A 15,578-nucleotide genomic window follows, 5' to 3' on the forward strand; every position below is an offset into this window, starting at 1 on the left:
CGCGCCGCGGCCCGAAACAAGCGGCCGATGGTTCGGCGTCCTACCCGCCGCAGTCGCTCGACCGCGGGTTCACCAAAAAGCGTGCAAAAAGAGAGCGTCGGCTCGGTGCTGCGCTTCGTCCTGACGGTTGCGATTCTCGCCTGGGCGTTCCGCAGCCTGATCGGTGCGCCATTCAACATCCCGTCGGGATCGATGCTGCCCACCTTGTACATCGGTGATTATGTCGCGGTCGCGAAATGGCCGTACGGCTACTCGCGCTACAGTTTCCCACTCGGGCAACCGGCTTTCGACGGCCGCATTTTCGGCCGTTTGCCGCGCCGCGGCGACGTGGTCGTATTCCGCCACCCCGGCGAAGATGCCGACCTCATCAAACGCGTGATCGGCCTGCCCGGAGACAGGGTCGCGATGAGCGGCGGCAGGTTGATTCTCAACGGCCAAATGGTCCCCCGCGAGCCCTTGCCGCCCGCCAAGGTACCCGTGACCGCCAACAGCCCGTGCAAGGCGGTGCCCCCGGCCACGCCGATGGTCGTCGTCGCCTCGGAGACGCCGGCCTGTGTCTATCATGCGTTCCTCGAAACACTCCCTGGCGGCCCCAGCTATACGGTGCTCGATCAGGTGGATCACGGCCCGGCAGATGACTTTATGGAGATGCGGGTCCCCGCGGGCCATGTCTTCCTGATGGGCGACAACCGCGACGACAGCCTCGACAGCCGTTTCCCGGCTGATGAGGGGGGGATCGGGATGGTGCCGGCCGAAAACCTGATCGGCCGAGCGGCGTTCACTTTCTGGTCGACCGACGGCCGCGCTTCCTGGCTGACGCCCTGGACCTGGTTTCCGGCGCTGCGCGCGGGCCGCATCGGCAACGGCTATACGGGCGTCGCCAAATGAGCGCGGCCGTCGCCGCCTTCGTCCGCGACAAGCTCGGCCATGAACCGAAGGATATCGCCCTGTTCGAGCTCGCCCTGATGCACTCCAGCCTTGGCGACCAGAGTTACGAGCGGCTCGAATTCCTCGGTGATCGCGTGCTTGGGCTGGTCATCGCCAATGCTCTGTACGCTCGCTACCCAAAGGAACCGGAAGGCAATCTTTCCAAGCGCTACAATGGCTTGGTCGACCGCGCGACCTGCGCTGAGAACGGCCGGGAGATCGGGCTTCCGGCGCTCATCCGGCTGGGGAAACAAGCGCGCGAGGATGGCGCCAACCAGAGCGAAAACGTCGTCGGCGATGTCATCGAGGCCCTGATCGGCGCGCTTTACCTCGATGGCGGGATGGAAGCCGCGGAACGCTTCATCCTCGAGCTGTGGGGGCCGGATCTCTCGAGCCAGGGGCGCGCCCCGCAGCATCCCAAATCGGCGCTGCAGGAGCTCGCCGCGGCGCGCAACCTGAAAGCGCCCGTTTACGAGGTCGTCTCTCGCACCGGCGCCCACCACGCACCTCAGTTCACGGTGCGCGTCTCGGTGCCTCGGCTCGGCGACGCAACAGCCGACGGCACGAGCAAGCAGGAGGCGGAAACCGCCGCAGCCGAAGCGCTGTTGTCGCAGTTGAAATGACGAATGCACCGACGAAGGCCGGTTTCGTCGCGGTGATTGGCGCGCCCAACGCCGGCAAATCGACCCTGGTCAATGCGCTGGTCGGGCAAAAAGTCGCGATCGTCAGCCCCAAGGCGCAGACCACGCGCGCGCGGCTGATGGGGATCGCGGTCCACGGGGCGGCGCAGATCCTGCTCGTCGATACACCCGGCATCTTCGAGCCGAAGCGTCGGCTCGATCGCGCTATGGTCGCGGCCGCCTGGACCGGAGCGCAGGACGCCGACCTCATCGTGCTGGTCATCGATGCCGCCGCCCGCGTGAACGATGATGTCGAGCGGATCATCGCTTCGCTTGCGGGACGCCAGCATCCCCTGTTGCTCGTGCTCAACAAGATCGACCTGATCAAGAAGCCCGCCCTGCTGGCATTGTCCTCCGAGCTCACGGCTCGATTGAATCCCGACAAAGTCTTCATGATCAGCGCGACGCAGGGCGACGGGGTGCCGGACCTCAAGCAGGCCTTGGCCGACGCGATGCCCGAGGGTCCGTGGCTTTACCCCGAGGACGAGGTCTCCGGCGCGACCGACCGGATGATCGCCGCCGAGCTGACGCGTGAGCAGATCGTCAACCAGCTGTATGAGGAGCTGCCCTACGCGACCGCGGTCGAGACCGAGACGTGGGAAGACCGGCCCGACGGCTCGACCGAGATCCGCCAGCAGATCCTGGTCGAGCGCGACAGCCAGAAGGCGATCGTGATCGGCAAGAGCGGACAGCGGCTAAAAGCCATCGGTGCGGCGGCTCGGGCGGAAATCGCCGAGCACCTCGGCCGTCCGGTCCACCTTTTCCTTCACGTAAAGGTCAACCCGCGCTGGGACGAGGACCGCGGCCTCTATCGCGAAATCGGGCTGGAATGGGCGGATTGAAGGACCGCATCCACCCATTCGGGCACCAGCTCGCCAGCTTTCCCGATACGGCTCTCGTCGAACATGGTGCTGCCAAGGCTCGGCTCGAGGTTGATCTCGAGCGCCGCGCGCCGCAATAGCGCGCGGTCTGGACGAAGCCAGCGGCGGGATAGACCGCCCCCGACGTCCCGATCGACACGAACAGGTCGCAGCGCTGCAGCGCATCGTCGATCCGCTCCATCTCGTACGGCATCTCGCCGAACCACACGATGTCGGGCCGGACCCGGCCCTGCGTTCCGCAACTCGGGCACATCGCGCCCTCGCCCATCGGCTCTGACCAGCTGAAGCGTTCATCGCAACCAAGGCACCAGCCCTTGGTCAGCTCGCCGTGCATGTGCAGCAACCGCTTCGATCCGGCGCGTTCGTGCAAATCGTCGACGTTTTGAGTGACCAGGAGCAGCTCGCCGGGCCATTCCGCGTCGAGACGCGCCAGCGCCTCGTGCGCCGCGTTCGGGTCGACGGTTCCAAGCCTTGCGCGTCGCGCGTCATAGAAAGCGTGGACCAGCGCGGGATCGCGGCGGAAGGCTTCCGGCGTCGCGACATCCTCGACCCGGTGCCCTTCCCACAGGCCATCGGGCCCGCGGAAAGTCGCAAGCCCGCTCTCAGCCGACACGCCGGCACCGGTCAGGATCACGATATTGTCGACAGCCGCCGAACGCATCACGCCCGCCTAGAGCCTGATGGCGCCGAGTTGAAGGCTCTCGCTCAAGACTAACTCAAGTGAATGTTGCTTGTGCGACTCAGCCGCGCGTGATTGTCTCCAGTCTGGACCGCTGGGGCGGCCCGCAAGGGGGAGACGTCCAATGAAAAAGCTCATTCTGGTGATGCTTGCGACCGCAGCCTTTACGGCAAGCGGCTGCACCAAGAGTGCCGAGGCGGCGGCCGACACGACGAAGATCGCCGACACCATCAAGGCGCAGGAAGCGCAATGGGAAAAGGCCTATGCCGACAAGGACATCAACGCGCTGGCCGCTGAATATGCGGATGACGCGGCGCTCGGCGACCCCGGCGATCCGGTCGCGACCAACGATGTCGACCGGCGCAAGGCGATTGGGGCATTGATCAGCGACTCCAATTTCAAGCTCAGCTTTGCCAGCGACCATGTCCTTGTCGCCTCCGCCGGCGACCTCGCGTCCAGCCGCGGCCACTACAGCATCACGACCACGGACAAAGCGACAGGAAAGCCGGTAACCAGCACCGGAACCTACCTCACCGTGTATAAGAAGCAGGGTGACGGCGCCTGGAAGGCCGCGGAGGACTTCGTCATCCCCGGGCCCGCTGCGGCGGCTGCCGCGAAGTAGCACGACGGGCGTTGATGCGGATATGAGCGAGGCCCGCATCCGCGTCGGCATCGGCGGCTGGACCTACCCGCCGTGGCGCGGCAGCTTCTATCCGGACAAGCTGCCGCAGGCCAAAGAGCTCGAATATGCTTCGCGGCAGCTTGCGGCGATAGAGATCAACGCGACTTTCTACGGCCGGCAAAGTCCCAAGAGCTGGGCCACCTGGGCGAAAACCGTGCCCGAGGATTTCCAGTTCGCGATCAAGGGTTCGCGCTTCTGCGTGATGCGTGCCCGCCTGGCCGAAGGCGCCGAGGGCATCGGAAACTTTTTCGCACAGGGCTTCTCCGCGCTCGGTCCGAAGCTCGGGCCAATCCTCTGGCAATTCGCGGGACGCCGGGCCTTCGACCGTGACGATATCGCCGCCTTCATCGATCTGCTCCCCGAGCGGCTCGACGGAATCGCGCTCCGCCATGCGATCGAGCCGCGCCACCAAAGCTTTAACGACGTAAAGTTTTTCGAGATCTGTCGGGCTCGGAATATCGCCGTCGTACTTGAGGATTCGGACGATTACCCAACTGTCGAAGGCGACACTGCGGACTTCGCCTATGCGCGGTTGCAGCGCATGCGCGAAGAGGTAGCAACCGGTTATGATGAGGCCGCGCTGGATGGCTTCGCTAAACGCGCGCGCCGCTGGCGGCAGGATGGCCGCGACGCCTATTTGTTCATGATCAACGGCGCGAAAGTCCGCGCTCCAGCCGCGGCGCTCGCACTGCAAGAACAGCTCGGAGTTTAATTTGCGTTAACCAAAATTCTCTGCTCTAGAGCAGATCGGAACGACGCCGCTTCTAGCTGGCGTCCCGCCGGCTCGGCGACGCCGTTCCTCAGAAGTGGACAGCAGGTGCTGACCGCACTCTTCCGGGGGACAAGAAACATGCGTAAGTTGATGCTAAGCGCGGTCTGCGCCGCAACGATGATCTGTGCGGTTCCAGCAGCGGCTCAGGAACTGCCGATCAAGACCGCGGATTTCTGGGACGTCGCGGCCATCTCCGTCGATGACGGCCATTTTTCAGACTATACGGATTATCTCGCCGGCCAATACCGCAAGAACATGGAATTCCAGAAGTCGAAAGGCTGGATCAAGGGCTATTACATCCTGTCGAACGCGAACAAGCGCCAAGGCGAGCCCGACCTCTATCTGGTCACGGTGTTCGACCACGTGACGACGCCGGCCGAGGACATCCAGCGCGAGAAAGAAGCCAATGCCTTCCTCGCGCAGACGACGCGGCAGGGGATCGCCGGTAGCGGTCAACGCGCCACCTACCGCCATCTCGGCTCGGACATGCTGCTTCAAGAGATGACCTGGTCGCACTGATTGTCGATGGAGCGCCGTGTCATTGCGCGGCGCTCCGCCTTTCGCCATGACACGGCGGCATGCGCACCGCCGACCAACCGATCCGCATCAGCCTGATCGCCCCCAATGGGCGCATGGGCCAAGCGATCGCGGCGGCCGCGGCCGACGATTCCGGCTTCACGATCGATCAGGACCACGCGGACGTGCTGGTCGACTTTTCAGCGCCGGTCGCGCTCCAGGCGAGCCTCGACCGCGCCACCTCCAGCGGGGTTCCGATCCTCATCGGCACCACCGGCCTCGACGAGCTGGCGGACGGACGAATCGCGGCCGCTGCCCGACAAGTCGCCGTTCTGCGGGCAGCCAACACCTCGCTAGGCGTGGCGCTCCTTGCCGACCTGGCCGAGCGTGCCGCGCGCGTGCTCGGGCCTGAGTGGGACATCGAGATCGCCGAAACTCACCATCGCATGAAGGCCGACGCGCCGTCCGGAACGGCCCTGCTGCTCGGCGAAGCGGCGGCGCGGGGCCGTGGCACGCCCCTCCTGGCCGAGCGCGGCCGCGATGGAACCGGCCTCAAGCGGCAGCCCGGCGCGATCGGCTTCGCGAGCCTGCGCGGCGGGACGGCCGCCGGCGACCACGACGTGATGTTTCTCGGTCCCGACGAGCGCCTGGTCCTCTCCCATCGCGCCGAAAACCGGATGATCTTCGCGCGCGGCGCGCTCGCCGCGGCGCGCTTCCTGGTCGGCAAGCCGGCGGGTCTTTATTCGATGCGAGACGTGATCGAAGCCCAAGGGTCGTAGGTTTGAAACGTGAGCAGGTGTTCGAGTTTTTTCGGCGGCTGGCGGAGAACAACCCGTCGCCGACGACCGAGCTCGAGTCCGATAACGCGTATCAGCTGCTGGTCGCGGTCGTGCTGTCCGCGCAGGCCACGGATGCGAGCGTCAACATCGCGACGCGGCCGCTGTTCGAGCGGGTTACGACCCCTCAGCAAATGATCGACTTTGGCGAAGAAAGACTTCGTCAGGCGATCAAGACCATCGGCCTGTTCAACACCAAGGCCAAGAACGTCATCGCGCTGAGCCGGGCGCTGATCGAGCGTCATGACGGCGAGGTGCCGCGCACTCGCGAGGAGCTCCAGGCGCTTCCCGGCGTTGGCCGCAAGACCGCCAATGTCGTGCTCAACACCGCATTCGGCGAGGAGACGTTCGCGGTCGACACCCATGTCTTTCGCGTCTGCAACAGGACCGGCCTCGCGCCCGGCAAGACCGTCGAGGAGGTGGAAGCGAAACTCGAGCGCCTCGTCCCGCAACCTTTCCGCCGCGACGCGCACCACTGGCTGATCCTGCACGGTCGCTACACCTGCAAGGCGCGGCTGCCTGAATGCTGGCGCTGCCCAGTGATCGACCTCTGCCGCTACAAGCCCAAGACGCCGCCGCCGGAAGAGCGGGCTAAATCCAGCGCCGCTCGAAGCGCGCGCCGAGCGTCGTCAGCAACTCGTACTGAGAAAGGCCGGACTGCTTCGACGCCGACGGCAAATCGTAGTCGATCTCGACCCAATCGCCTTCCTTGAGACCCGGCGCTGCGTCCACGCCGACGGCGATCAGGTCCATCGATACACGGCCGAGGACCGGCAGCGCATATTCGCCCGCGAACGCCGAACCGCGCGAAGAGAAACCGCGCAGGTAGCCGTCGGCATAGCCGATGTTGAGGATTGCGGCTTCGACATCATCCATAGCCACGAAGGTTGCGCCATAGCCGCAGCTCTCGCCCTCCGGGATGGTGCGGCGCTGGACGATCTGCGCCTCGACCCGCGCGACCTGGCGAATATTGTTCTCCGCTTCCGCCCGCGGGACGCCGCCATACAGCGCCAGCCCGGGCCGGACGAGGTCGAAGCTATAGTCGCGGCCCAGACAGATGCCGGCGGAATTAGCGAAGCTGTAGCGACGCGCCGGCACCGCCGATGCGACCGCGCGAAAGCGCTCGAGCTGCATGCCGTTCATCGGCGTGTCCTCGTCGGCGCACGCGAGGTGGCTGTGCAAGGTGTCGATGACGAGCCCGTCGAGGGTGTCGATTTCGGTTGGCCTGAGGCCCAGGCGGTTGATGCCGGTGTCGACCATTACGTCGCAGGCGCGCGCGGGCGCGACCTCCTTCCAACGAGCGATCTGTTCGACCGTGTTGAGGCATGGCCGCGCCGGCAGCCGAAGCGCGGCCTCGGTATCGTCTGCGCCCACGCCGTGCAGCACGACCAGGCTAACGTCCTCCGGCAGATTGCCGAGCGCCTCGGCCTCCGCCCAGGTCGAGACGAAAAAGTCGCGGCATCCCGCATCGATCAGCGCTTCGGTCGTCTCCCGGGCCCCGAGCCCATAGCCATCGGCCTTCACGGCGGCGCCCGCCGGGACGCCGGCACGATCCTGCAACCAGCGCCAATTCGATTGGATTGCGGAGCGATCGATGGTCAGGCGCAACGGTCGGTGCATCGACGCTCAGCCCTGCTCCGCGCGATGCGCATCCGCCAACTCGCCGAGCGACGTAAAGCGAAAGTCGTAATGCGGCATCGGGTCGGGCAGCATTGTCGCACCGGAGCCGGCGCTGCCGGCGCGGCGATCGATCCACGCGGACGCAATGCCCATGCGGTTGGCCGGCACATGGTCATGAAACAGGCTTTGCGCGACGTGGAGCAAATCGCTCTTGGCGATGCCGTCGTCCTGAACGCCCGCCAGCAGATATTCGAAGTTTCGCAGGTCCGGCTTGTACGAGCCGATATCCTGGGCGGTCAAAATACGATCGAATTCAACGTCCAGGCGGCGATTGCTGCCGGCAAAGCTTACGCGGTCGACGTTGGACAGGATGATCAGCCTGAAGTGCTGTTTGAGGTAGGCGAGCGCTTCGGCCGAATCCGGGAACGCCGGCCAATCACCGACCGAACCGCCGAACTTCGCGGCTTCGACCTCGTCCGGCTCGACGCCGAGCTGGCCGCACAGCCGCTCGTGTACCCGTTCAAGCAGTCGCGAATATGCCAGCCCAGGCTGTTGGACCTCGATGTCGTGCTCGATCGGCCCATAGGCCTTAAGGATCTCCACGGCGGTGGCGCCGCTCCGTTGACTGAGCGGCTGCAGCGCTTCGAGGATCCCACTCTCCCAGTCGATCAGGGTCCCATAGCAATCGAAGCTGAGCGCCTTGAAATCGGAAAGTCGCATAGGCGGCCCCTACGGAGCCGCCCGATACCATGCAAGAAGGCCGCGCCCGGGCAGCGAGCGCAGCCTTCCGCTCGCCTCGGCGATCGTCAGCGGGCAGCGGCAATCAGGATCGATGAACCGCGGCTGGCGAGCTGTGCGCTCTCTGCTCGGGCTGTGGCGAGTACGTCGGCGCGGCATGCGCGTGCGGCGTTCTTGCCGACCAGGTCGGCGTCTGAAGGCGTGCCGCACACCTCATAGGCCGCGGTCACGAGCCGGTGGTCGAGGGCCGCACGTCCCACCCCGCTCGACAGGTCGAGGTCGGCGGTGCGCACGATACTGAAGTTCTGCACGGGCGCCGCTTGGGCGAGTGCCGGCGCACCCTTGATCAGTGCTGCGGTCACCAGGAATACTGACAGCGTGATTTTGAAGGTCTTCATGGTCGGTTCCCTTTTCTCAAGGGCCGGTGCTCCCGGCGCGACCATCTATTTAGTCTCAAAGCGCAACTTACGTGAGCAACGAGTTCGTGCTATGATTCTGCGAAATTGCAGAACCTGATGCGTAAACGCGGGGGTTAAACTTGACGACGATGCTCGACTGGAACGACCTTCGTTACTTCCTCGCCGTGGCGCGCGAGGGCAGCACGCTTGCGGCGGGCCGCGCGCTCCGCGTCAGTCAAACGACCGTGGCCCGACGCATCGCAGCACTCGAACAGGCGCTCGGCATCAAGCTGTTCGACAAGAGGCAGGCGGGCTACGCACTCACGCCCGAAGGACAAGACCTGCTTAGCCGTGCGGTGCAGGTCGGAGCAGTGGTGGACGATTTCACCCGCGCTGCGTCCAGCCACGCGCGCGAGCTTCGCGGGACGGTCAAGATCACAACCGAAGAGGTGTACGGCCTCACGCTCGTCGCATCCGTCCTCACCGAGCTTCACGACCTGCACCCCGATATCATGATCGAGCTCGATACCGCCGGCACCGTCCGTGATCTCGGCGCCGGCGAGGCGGACATCGCCTTGCGCGCAACCAAGATCGGAGCGGAACAGCCGGCCGGGCTCGTCGGGCGTCAGCTGTGCTTCGACGATTGGGCGCCTTATTGCAGCCGCGCCTATGCGGAGCGTCGCGGGGTCCCTCGCGCCGTCTCGGAACTCAAGGATCATGCGTTCATTGGCGGCGGCGGGGGCAATTTATGGCTTCAATACCAAGCCTGGCTTCAACAGCTCGGCCTGGAGAGCCAGGTGGCGATGCACCACGCGACGTCGGGTGGACTCCTGGCCGGCGTCCGGTCCGGTTTCGGAATCGCCGTCCTGCCATGCGCTGTCGCCGACGCCGATCCGGAGCTCATCCAGTGCCTCCCGCCGCGGAGCAAGCATGAACGCGGTCTGTGGCTATTCACTCACGAACGGGTGCGTCACACGCCACGCGTGCGGACGGTCGTCGATTTTCTCTGGGACCGGCTGAGCCGCCACATCCGGCAGCTCGAGGCGAAGCAGGCCGCCGCTTAATCGTCGACGTAATGGGGCCCGGGACGCTCGCGCAGCTCCTCGTTATGAACCAACGCCGGCTCCGGCCCGAACGACACCGGCTTCCCGTCACGGAACGCCCATTCGCCGCGATCGCAGTCCGACGCCCGGACATAGCCGTTGATGTAGAAGCGCCGTCGATGGCTTGACCGGTTCTGACCCGAACCGTGCACCAGATACGGGCTCCACAATGCGAGGTCCCCGGGCTCCAGCGCGAGGTCGATCGCGTCCGAAGCGGAAAGACCGACCGCCTTGAGCGCCCCATCGGTCATCGCCGCGCCCAACGCATGCTTCGAGCAGTCCATATCCAGATCGCCAGCGAGATGGCTGCCCGGGATGAAGCGCATGGCGCCGGATTGTGCATTGTGCGCGTCGATCGCCAGGCCGGTCTGCACATAAGCGGCCGCAAGGTTCCGGTAGGCCGACGGTGGCCGGCGCGAGCGGCTGTCCTGGTGCCACGCGAAATCGCCAAGCGAGCCCGGCGCCTTCCAGTGGACCTGGTTGATGATCTGCTTGAGATCGCCCCCAATCAACGGTTCGAGCAGCTCGGCAAATCGCGCGTCGAGACGCACCCGATTGAGGACCGGCTGGTGATAGGACGGCCATTGGACCATCCGCACCAGCGGCTCGCCCTCGCCGTCCCGCGCGACATTGTAGAAGAGGTTGGCGTGGCGGAAGCTGCGGCCGTGCGCCGTGCCTTCCGCGTAGAGCTGGTCCAGGGCAACGCGGATTTCTTCGATTTCGGCCGCGCTGAGAAAGCCGCGAACCACCGCGTAGCCGTCGCGCCAATAGTGCGCGAGATCGGCGCTTAGGCCGTGTGGCTCATCTCTCCGCAACTGCTGCGAAGAACGCATGACCTTTCTCCCACCCCCGCGGGGAGGATACAGCAACTCTTTGACAAATCCATGAAATTTGTCGGGCGGCGAAGATGCTACTCGACCGTGACGCTCTTCGCGAGGTTCCGCGGCTGGTCGATGTCCGTGCCCTTCAGAACCGCGACGTGATAGGCGAGCAGCTGCACGGGCACCGCGTAAACCAGCGGCGCGATCAGCGGATGCACCTGGGGCATTTCAATCGTCGCCATGCATCCCTCGCCTGCCTCCGCGATCCCCTGCGCGTCGCTGATCAGCACGATCTTTCCTCCGCGCGCGCGCACCTCTTGCATGTTGCTGACGGTCTTCTCGAACAGCGGCCCAGAGGGCGCGAGCACGATCACCGGCACGTGCTCGTCGATCAGCGCGATCGGGCCGTGCTTCATCTCGCCCGCGGCATAGCCTTCGGCGTGGATGTAGCTGATTTCTTTGAGTTTCAGCGCGCCTTCAAGCGCCATCGGGAAGTCGGGCCCGCGACCGAGGTAGAGCACGTCGCGCGCCGGCGCGATCAGGTGCGCCATGGCGGCGATATCGTCGTCGTGGCCAAGCGCAGCATTCAGCGCCGCCGGCGCTTCCTGGAGGTGCGCGACGATCTCCTTCTCCTCCTCCCGGCTGAGCCGCCCCTTGGCGCGCGCAAGGTTCGCGGCCAGCGCGGCAAGCACCGCCAGCTGGCAGGTGAAGGCCTTGGTCGACGCGACTCCGATCTCGGGTCCCGCATGCGTCGGCAGCAGCAGGTCGGCCTCCCGCGCCATCGAGCTCGTCGGAACATTGACGACGACCGCGATCCGCTGTTGCTGCGCGCGTGCGTGGCGAAGCGCCGCCAGCGTGTCGGCGGTCTCGCCCGACTGGCTGATGAAGAGTGCGAGGCCGCCCGGCTCGAGCACCGGCTCGCGGTACCGGAACTCGCTCGCGACATCGATGTCGACCGGCACGCGCGCGAACTGCTCGACCCAATATTTGGCCACGAGCCCGGCGTAATAGCTGGTCCCGCAGGCGACGATGGTCAGCCGATTGATCTGTTCGAGATCGGCATCGGCAACCGGAAGCGCGACCTCGCCCTCGAACGGCCGGACGTAGGTCTGGAGAGTCTGGGCAACCACGATCGGCTGCTCGAAAATCTCCTTCTGCATGTAATGGCGGTAATTGCCCTTCTCGACCGGTGCTGACGAGGCGCCGGATTCGACGATCTCGCGCCGCACCGGGCGGTTGTCGCGGTCGAAAATGTCAATTCCCTCGCGCCGCACCACCGCCCAGTCGCCCTCGTCGAGATACGCGATCCGCTGCGTCCACGGCGCCACCGCGAGCGCGTCGGAACCGAGGTAATTCTCGCCCTCGCCATAGCCGACGGTGAGCGGCGCCCCCATGCGCGCGCCGATGATCAGGTCCGGATCGTCGCGGAACAGGAATGCAATCGCGAAAGCCCCGGTCAGACGCGGGAGCACCGCTGCGACCGCTTCCGCCGGCGAGGCGCCACGCTCGACCTCGCGCGCCACGAGGTGACCGACGACCTCGGTATCGGTCTCGCTCTCGAAGGTGCGGCCTTGGGCGATCAGCTCGTCGCGCAGTGGCTTGAAGTTCTCGATGATGCCGTTGTGAACCAGCGCCACCGAGCCGACGATGTGCGGGTGCGCGTTGCCGACGGTCGGCGCGCCGTGGGTTGCCCAGCGCGTGTGCGCGATCCCGGTCGCTCCGTGGAGCGGCTCGGCCTTGAGCTCGCGCGCCAGGTTCTCGAGCTTGCCTTCGGCCCGCCGGCGCTCGAGCTTGCCGTCGTCGATCGTGCAGATGCCGGCGGAATCGTAGCCGCGATATTCGAGGCGCTTCAGACCATCGAACAGCCGCTGCGCGACGTCCGTTTTGCCGACGATCCCGACAATCCCGCACATGCCTCGCGCAACTCCTTTTAACCGGGGGTCCCGCGAGGCTATGCAATTCCTGGCGAGCTATAGGGGGACGGCATGTCGCGCACATTCATGTTGGCCGCAAGCGCAGCGTTGCTGCTGGTCAATGGGTGCATGCGCGCAGAGAAGTCGGCCCAACAGCCGGCCGGCCCGCCGGCGGCCTATTTCGACAACGCCTCCCACCCCGACGCGTGGAGCGGCGGTGCGCGCAAGATCACCATCTCGACTCCCAAGGGGCCTCACCAGCTGTGGATCAAGCGCGTCGGCAACACCGAAGCTCAAGCTGCTGCTGCTGACTGGGGGCCCCGGCCTAAGCCACTCCTATCTCGAGGTCATGGACCGCTGTCTTCCGGGTGAAGGGGTGGAATATTACCACTATGATCAGCTCGAGACGGGAGAAAGCGACCGCCCCAACGATCCCGATCTCTGGACACTCGCGCGCTACGTCGACGAGGTCGACCAGGTCCGCAAAGCGATCGGCGGCGACAAGAGCAACTTCTGCCTGCTCGGCCACAGCTGGGGCGGGATGCTGGCTATGGAATATGCACTCGCCCATCAGGATCAGATGAAGTGCCTCGTCATCTCCAATATGATGGCGTCGATCCCGGCTTATAACGCCTATGCGAAGAAGACGCTTGAGCCGAAGATGGACCCCACCGTGCTGAGGCAAATCCTCACCATGGAGGCCACGGGCAAGACCGAGCAGCCGCAGTACATGCAGCTGCTGATTCCGAACTGGTACGAGCAGCACATCCTTCGCCGCCCGGCGGCCGAATGGCCGGAGCCGGTGCTTAGAGCCGCAGAGAATATGAATCGAAAGTTCTACGTGGCCATGCAAGGGCCGAGCGAAATGGGCGCGAGCGGGCGGTTGGTGAACTGGGACCGGTTCAATGACCTGAAGCGCATCACGATTCCGGCGCTGGTCATCTCGGGCAAATACGACACGATGGACCCGGTCTACATGGCGGCGATGGCGAAGCAGCTCCCCCACGGGGAGCTTGCGGCGACCAACGGCGGCCACATGGACATGTACGACGACCAGCCGACCTTTTTCGCGAAACTGACAGCCTTCCTGCGCAAGTTCAGATAGCCGCGCTCACTCCGCCGCTTTTCGGGTCATGCGCTCGCGGAAGCGACGCGCCCAGCCAGCGATGCCCTTCTGTTCGCTACGCTCCAACGCGAGGCTGTCCGGTTCGACATCGCGGGTAATCACCGAGCCCGCGCCAACGATCGCGCCGTCGCCGACGCTGACCGGAGCGACCAGCGCGGTGTTCGAGCCGATGAACGCGCCGGCACCGATCGTCGTCCGATATTTTCCGAAGCCGTCATAATTGCAGGTGATGGTTCCTGCACCGATGTTCGCCTTGGCGCCGATCGACGCATCGCCGACGTAGGAGAGGTGGTTGACCTTGGCGCCTTCGCCCACCTCGGCCATCTTGAGCTCGACAAAATTCCCGACCTTGGCCTTCGCGCCGAGACGCGTGCCGGGGCGGATCCGCGCGAACGGACCGATGCTCGCCTGGAGCCCGATCGTCGCCCCTTCGATGTGGCTGAAGGCGTGGATCGTTGCCCCGTCCGCGACCTCGACGCCGGGCCCGAAGACGACGTGCGGCTCGACCGTCACGTCGCGCCCGAGCTTGGTATCGTAAGCGAACCAGACGCTCTCCGGATCGATCAGGGTCGCGCCGTCTTCAAGCACCTGTTCGCGCCGCCGCCGCTGCCACTCGAGCTCGAGATGGGCGAGCTCGGCGCGGCTGTTGACCCCCGCGGCCTCGTACGGGTCGCCCTCGATGACCACCGCCTCGCGTCCTTCCGCGGCCGCGACGTTGACGATGTCGGGCAGATAATATTCGCCTGCGGCATTGTCGTTGCCGACCTTGCCGAGCCAGCGGAACAGGTCCTTCGCGCGGACCGCCATCATGCCGGAGTTGCACAGCTTGACCGCCCGCTCCTCCTCGGTCGCGTCCTTATATTCGACCATCTTGGCGATGCGATCGTCCTCGCCGAGAACGATTCGGCCATAGCGCAGCGGATCCGCCGGCGTGGAGGCGAGGACGACAATGCCTGGTCCGTCTTCACCATCGAGACGGTCGAGCATGCGTCGAAGCGTGCTGGTCTCGACGAACGGCGTATCGCCGTAAAGGATCATCACCGGCCCGTCGTAGCCCGCCAGGGTCTCCGCGGCCTGCTGGACAGCGTGGCCGGTCCCCTTCTGCTCGGCTTGGACGACGACTTGAACGCCATGCCCGACGATCGCCGCTTCGACCTGATCGCGGCCTTTGCCGAGGACGACGATGCGCTTGTCCGCACCGAGCGCGTCGACCCGGTCGAGCAGGTGCAGCAACAGCGGCCGCCCGGCGATCGGGTGCAGGACCTTATGCGTGTCCGAGCGCATGCGCGTGCCCTGCCCGGCGGCCAGGATGATCACGGCGAAACGGCGCTTGTCGCTCATCGGCGTGTGCAATGGCATGGCCCAATGGTCAGCGCCAGAGTCGATCGCCCATGAAAAAAGGGCGGCTCCCGAAGGAACCGCCCTCGCTTTTTCCCGGGCCGGACGGCCTAGAAGATGTTCATATAATATTCGTTGCCGACGAAGCCCATCTTCTGGACGTGCGCTTTCTTGGTCACCGCCAGCACCTGGTCGACAATCTCGTAGCGCGCGGTCGCGTCGGGCTGCAGATGAAGTTCGGGGATCGGGTTCATCTGTTGCGTGGTGTCGAGATAGCTCCGCAGCTGGACCATGCTCACCGGCTGGCCGTTCCACAGGACCTGATCCTGGGCATTGATCGAGAGGACGTTCTTGACCGGATTGATCGGCGGCGGCGTGTTTTGCGGCTGGTTGACCGGCAGGTCGAGCTTCACCGCGTGCGTCTGGATCGGAATGGTGATGATGAACATGATCAACAGGACCAGCATGACGTCGATGAGCGGCGTCACGTTAACGTCCAGCATCGGTTCGCCGGAACTGTTGTCACTGGTGGTTTGCATTGACATGGT

17 protein-coding genes and 1 pseudogene are annotated in these 15,578 nt (G+C 65.2%); 10 read left to right on the top strand and 8 right to left on the bottom strand.

Translation table 11 applies throughout. The features are described 5' to 3' along the window. Positions 1 to 27: 27 nt before the first annotated feature. Genes lepB through era form a run of 3 tightly spaced genes read left to right on the top strand, consistent with a single transcriptional unit; the run spans position 28 to position 2,449 of the window. On the top strand, positions 28 to 888 hold the full coding sequence (gene lepB, locus ACJ8FR_RS13065; RefSeq protein ID WP_407829071.1) for a signal peptidase I: 861 nt from the start codon (positions 28 to 30) through the stop codon (positions 886 to 888). Next, positions 885 to 1,550, top strand: a complete 666-nt coding sequence (rnc, locus tag ACJ8FR_RS13070; protein ID WP_407829072.1) for a ribonuclease III — start codon at positions 885 to 887, stop codon at positions 1,548 to 1,550. Before lepB ends, rnc begins: the two co-directional genes overlap by 4 nt. Further along, a complete protein-coding gene (gene era, locus ACJ8FR_RS13075; protein ID WP_407829073.1) occupies positions 1,547 to 2,449 on the top strand; it encodes a GTPase Era in 903 nt (300 codons plus the stop codon). The genes rnc and era overlap by 4 nt, the downstream gene beginning before the upstream one ends. Here the strand turns inward: era and ACJ8FR_RS13080 are convergent. After that, the gene (locus ACJ8FR_RS13080; RefSeq protein WP_407829074.1) at positions 2,385 to 3,149 is read right to left on the bottom strand and encodes an NAD-dependent deacylase; all 765 of its coding nucleotides are present in this window, start codon (positions 3,147 to 3,149) and stop codon (positions 2,385 to 2,387) included. The genes era and ACJ8FR_RS13080 overlap by 65 nt on opposite strands. Before the next feature lie 142 nt (positions 3,150 to 3,291). Here ACJ8FR_RS13080 and ACJ8FR_RS13085 point away from each other — a divergent pair, with 142 nt between their 5' ends. The 5 genes from ACJ8FR_RS13085 (at position 3,292) to nth (ending at position 6,686) form a co-directional block, all read left to right on the top strand. After that, positions 3,292 to 3,789 (top strand): YybH family protein, encoded by a 498-nt coding sequence (locus ACJ8FR_RS13085; RefSeq protein ID WP_407829075.1) that lies wholly within the window; start codon positions 3,292 to 3,294, stop codon positions 3,787 to 3,789. Between the two features lie 22 nt (positions 3,790 to 3,811). Beyond that, a complete protein-coding gene (locus tag ACJ8FR_RS13090; protein ID WP_407829076.1) occupies positions 3,812 to 4,561 on the top strand; it encodes a DUF72 domain-containing protein in 750 nt (249 codons plus the stop codon). Between the two features lie 138 nt (positions 4,562 to 4,699). After that, the gene (locus ACJ8FR_RS13095; RefSeq protein WP_407829077.1) at positions 4,700 to 5,140 is read left to right on the top strand and encodes a hypothetical protein; all 441 of its coding nucleotides are present in this window, start codon (positions 4,700 to 4,702) and stop codon (positions 5,138 to 5,140) included. 59 nt (positions 5,141 to 5,199) lie between these two features. Further along, positions 5,200 to 5,916, top strand: a complete 717-nt coding sequence (gene dapB / locus ACJ8FR_RS13100; protein ID WP_407829078.1) for a 4-hydroxy-tetrahydrodipicolinate reductase — start codon at positions 5,200 to 5,202, stop codon at positions 5,914 to 5,916. Between the two features lie 2 nt (positions 5,917 to 5,918). Next, positions 5,919 to 6,686, top strand: a complete 768-nt coding sequence (nth, locus tag ACJ8FR_RS13105) for an endonuclease III (protein WP_407829079.1) — start codon at positions 5,919 to 5,921, stop codon at positions 6,684 to 6,686. On the opposite strand, the pseudogene alr reads toward nth, so the two are convergent. From alr to ACJ8FR_RS13120, 3 genes and pseudogenes are all read right to left on the bottom strand, one after another. Then, a pseudogene (gene alr, locus ACJ8FR_RS13110) lies at positions 6,571 to 7,593 on the bottom strand (alanine racemase); the annotation flags it as partial. The gene nth and the pseudogene alr overlap by 116 nt on opposite strands. A 6-nt stretch (positions 7,594 to 7,599) precedes the next feature. Beyond that, on the bottom strand, positions 7,600 to 8,313 hold the full coding sequence (locus ACJ8FR_RS13115; RefSeq protein ID WP_407829080.1) for a haloacid dehalogenase type II: 714 nt from the start codon (positions 8,311 to 8,313) through the stop codon (positions 7,600 to 7,602). A gap of 86 nt (positions 8,314 to 8,399) precedes the next feature. After that, complete coding sequence (locus tag ACJ8FR_RS13120) at positions 8,400 to 8,729, bottom strand: UrcA family protein (RefSeq protein ID WP_407829081.1); 330 nt, start codon at positions 8,727 to 8,729, stop codon at positions 8,400 to 8,402. Positions 8,730 to 8,878: 149 nt separating this feature from the next. Between ACJ8FR_RS13120 and ACJ8FR_RS13125 the strand changes: the two genes are divergently transcribed. After that, entirely contained in the window at positions 8,879 to 9,793 is a 915-nt protein-coding gene (locus ACJ8FR_RS13125; protein ID WP_407829122.1) for a LysR family transcriptional regulator, read from the top strand. Here ACJ8FR_RS13125 and ACJ8FR_RS13130 read toward each other — a convergent pair. Next, positions 9,790 to 10,665 (bottom strand): phytanoyl-CoA dioxygenase family protein, encoded by an 876-nt coding sequence (locus tag ACJ8FR_RS13130; RefSeq protein WP_407829082.1) that lies wholly within the window; start codon positions 10,663 to 10,665, stop codon positions 9,790 to 9,792. The two genes, ACJ8FR_RS13125 and ACJ8FR_RS13130, sit on opposite strands and share 4 nt — an antisense overlap. A 77-nt stretch (positions 10,666 to 10,742) precedes the next feature. Beyond that, positions 10,743 to 12,566 (bottom strand): glutamine--fructose-6-phosphate transaminase (isomerizing), encoded by a 1,824-nt coding sequence (glmS, locus tag ACJ8FR_RS13135; protein ID WP_407829083.1) that lies wholly within the window; start codon positions 12,564 to 12,566, stop codon positions 10,743 to 10,745. A gap of 121 nt (positions 12,567 to 12,687) precedes the next feature. Between glmS and ACJ8FR_RS13140 the strand changes: the two genes are divergently transcribed. Then, entirely contained in the window at positions 12,688 to 13,671 is a 984-nt protein-coding gene (locus ACJ8FR_RS13140; RefSeq protein WP_407829084.1) for a proline iminopeptidase-family hydrolase, read from the top strand. Positions 13,672 to 13,677: 6 nt separating this feature from the next. On the opposite strand, the gene glmU is transcribed toward ACJ8FR_RS13140, so the two are convergent. Next, positions 13,678 to 15,051 (bottom strand): bifunctional UDP-N-acetylglucosamine diphosphorylase/glucosamine-1-phosphate N-acetyltransferase GlmU, encoded by a 1,374-nt coding sequence (gene glmU, locus ACJ8FR_RS13145; protein ID WP_407829085.1) that lies wholly within the window; start codon positions 15,049 to 15,051, stop codon positions 13,678 to 13,680. An 89-nt stretch (positions 15,052 to 15,140) separates the two neighbouring features. After that, positions 15,141 to 15,569 (bottom strand): ExbD/TolR family protein, encoded by a 429-nt coding sequence (locus ACJ8FR_RS13150; RefSeq protein WP_407829086.1) that lies wholly within the window; start codon positions 15,567 to 15,569, stop codon positions 15,141 to 15,143. Positions 15,570 to 15,578: the final 9 nt, after the last annotated feature.

This window comes from Sphingomonas sp., assembly GCF_045810705.1.
Taxonomy (GTDB): Bacteria; Pseudomonadota; Alphaproteobacteria; order Sphingomonadales; family Sphingomonadaceae; genus Sphingomicrobium.

What these genes read in the sequence shown, in the direction of transcription:
- lepB (WP_407829071.1), top strand. Translation starts at nt 28, where the DNA reads ATGGTTCGGCGTCCTACCCGCCGCAGTCGCTCGACCGCGGGTTCACCA.
- ACJ8FR_RS13095 (WP_407829077.1), top strand. Translation starts at nt 4,700, where the DNA reads ATGCGTAAGTTGATGCTAAGCGCGGTCTGCGCCGCAACGATGATCTGT.
- rnc (WP_407829072.1), top strand. Translation starts at nt 885, where the DNA reads ATGAGCGCGGCCGTCGCCGCCTTCGTCCGCGACAAGCTCGGCCATGAA.
- ACJ8FR_RS13120 (WP_407829081.1), bottom strand. Translation starts at nt 8,729, where the DNA reads ATGAAGACCTTCAAAATCACGCTGTCAGTATTCCTGGTGACCGCAGCA.
- dapB (WP_407829078.1), top strand. Translation starts at nt 5,200, where the DNA reads ATGCGCACCGCCGACCAACCGATCCGCATCAGCCTGATCGCCCCCAAT.
- ACJ8FR_RS13125 (WP_407829122.1), top strand. Translation starts at nt 8,879, where the DNA reads ATGCTCGACTGGAACGACCTTCGTTACTTCCTCGCCGTGGCGCGCGAG.
- ACJ8FR_RS13115 (WP_407829080.1), bottom strand. Translation starts at nt 8,313, where the DNA reads ATGCGACTTTCCGATTTCAAGGCGCTCAGCTTCGATTGCTATGGGACC.
- ACJ8FR_RS13150 (WP_407829086.1), bottom strand. Translation starts at nt 15,569, where the DNA reads ATGCAAACCACCAGTGACAACAGTTCCGGCGAACCGATGCTGGACGTT.
- ACJ8FR_RS13140 (WP_407829084.1), top strand. Translation starts at nt 12,688, where the DNA reads ATGGGTGCATGCGCGCAGAGAAGTCGGCCCAACAGCCGGCCGGCCCGC.
- glmS (WP_407829083.1), bottom strand. Translation starts at nt 12,566, where the DNA reads ATGTGCGGGATTGTCGGGATCGTCGGCAAAACGGACGTCGCGCAGCGG.
- era (WP_407829073.1), top strand. Translation starts at nt 1,547, where the DNA reads ATGACGAATGCACCGACGAAGGCCGGTTTCGTCGCGGTGATTGGCGCG.
- glmU (WP_407829085.1), bottom strand. Translation starts at nt 15,051, where the DNA reads ATGCCATTGCACACGCCGATGAGCGACAAGCGCCGTTTCGCCGTGATC.
- ACJ8FR_RS13130 (WP_407829082.1), bottom strand. Translation starts at nt 10,665, where the DNA reads ATGCGTTCTTCGCAGCAGTTGCGGAGAGATGAGCCACACGGCCTAAGC.
- ACJ8FR_RS13080 (WP_407829074.1), bottom strand. Translation starts at nt 3,149, where the DNA reads ATGCGTTCGGCGGCTGTCGACAATATCGTGATCCTGACCGGTGCCGGC.
- ACJ8FR_RS13085 (WP_407829075.1), top strand. Translation starts at nt 3,292, where the DNA reads ATGAAAAAGCTCATTCTGGTGATGCTTGCGACCGCAGCCTTTACGGCA.
- ACJ8FR_RS13090 (WP_407829076.1), top strand. Translation starts at nt 3,812, where the DNA reads ATGAGCGAGGCCCGCATCCGCGTCGGCATCGGCGGCTGGACCTACCCG.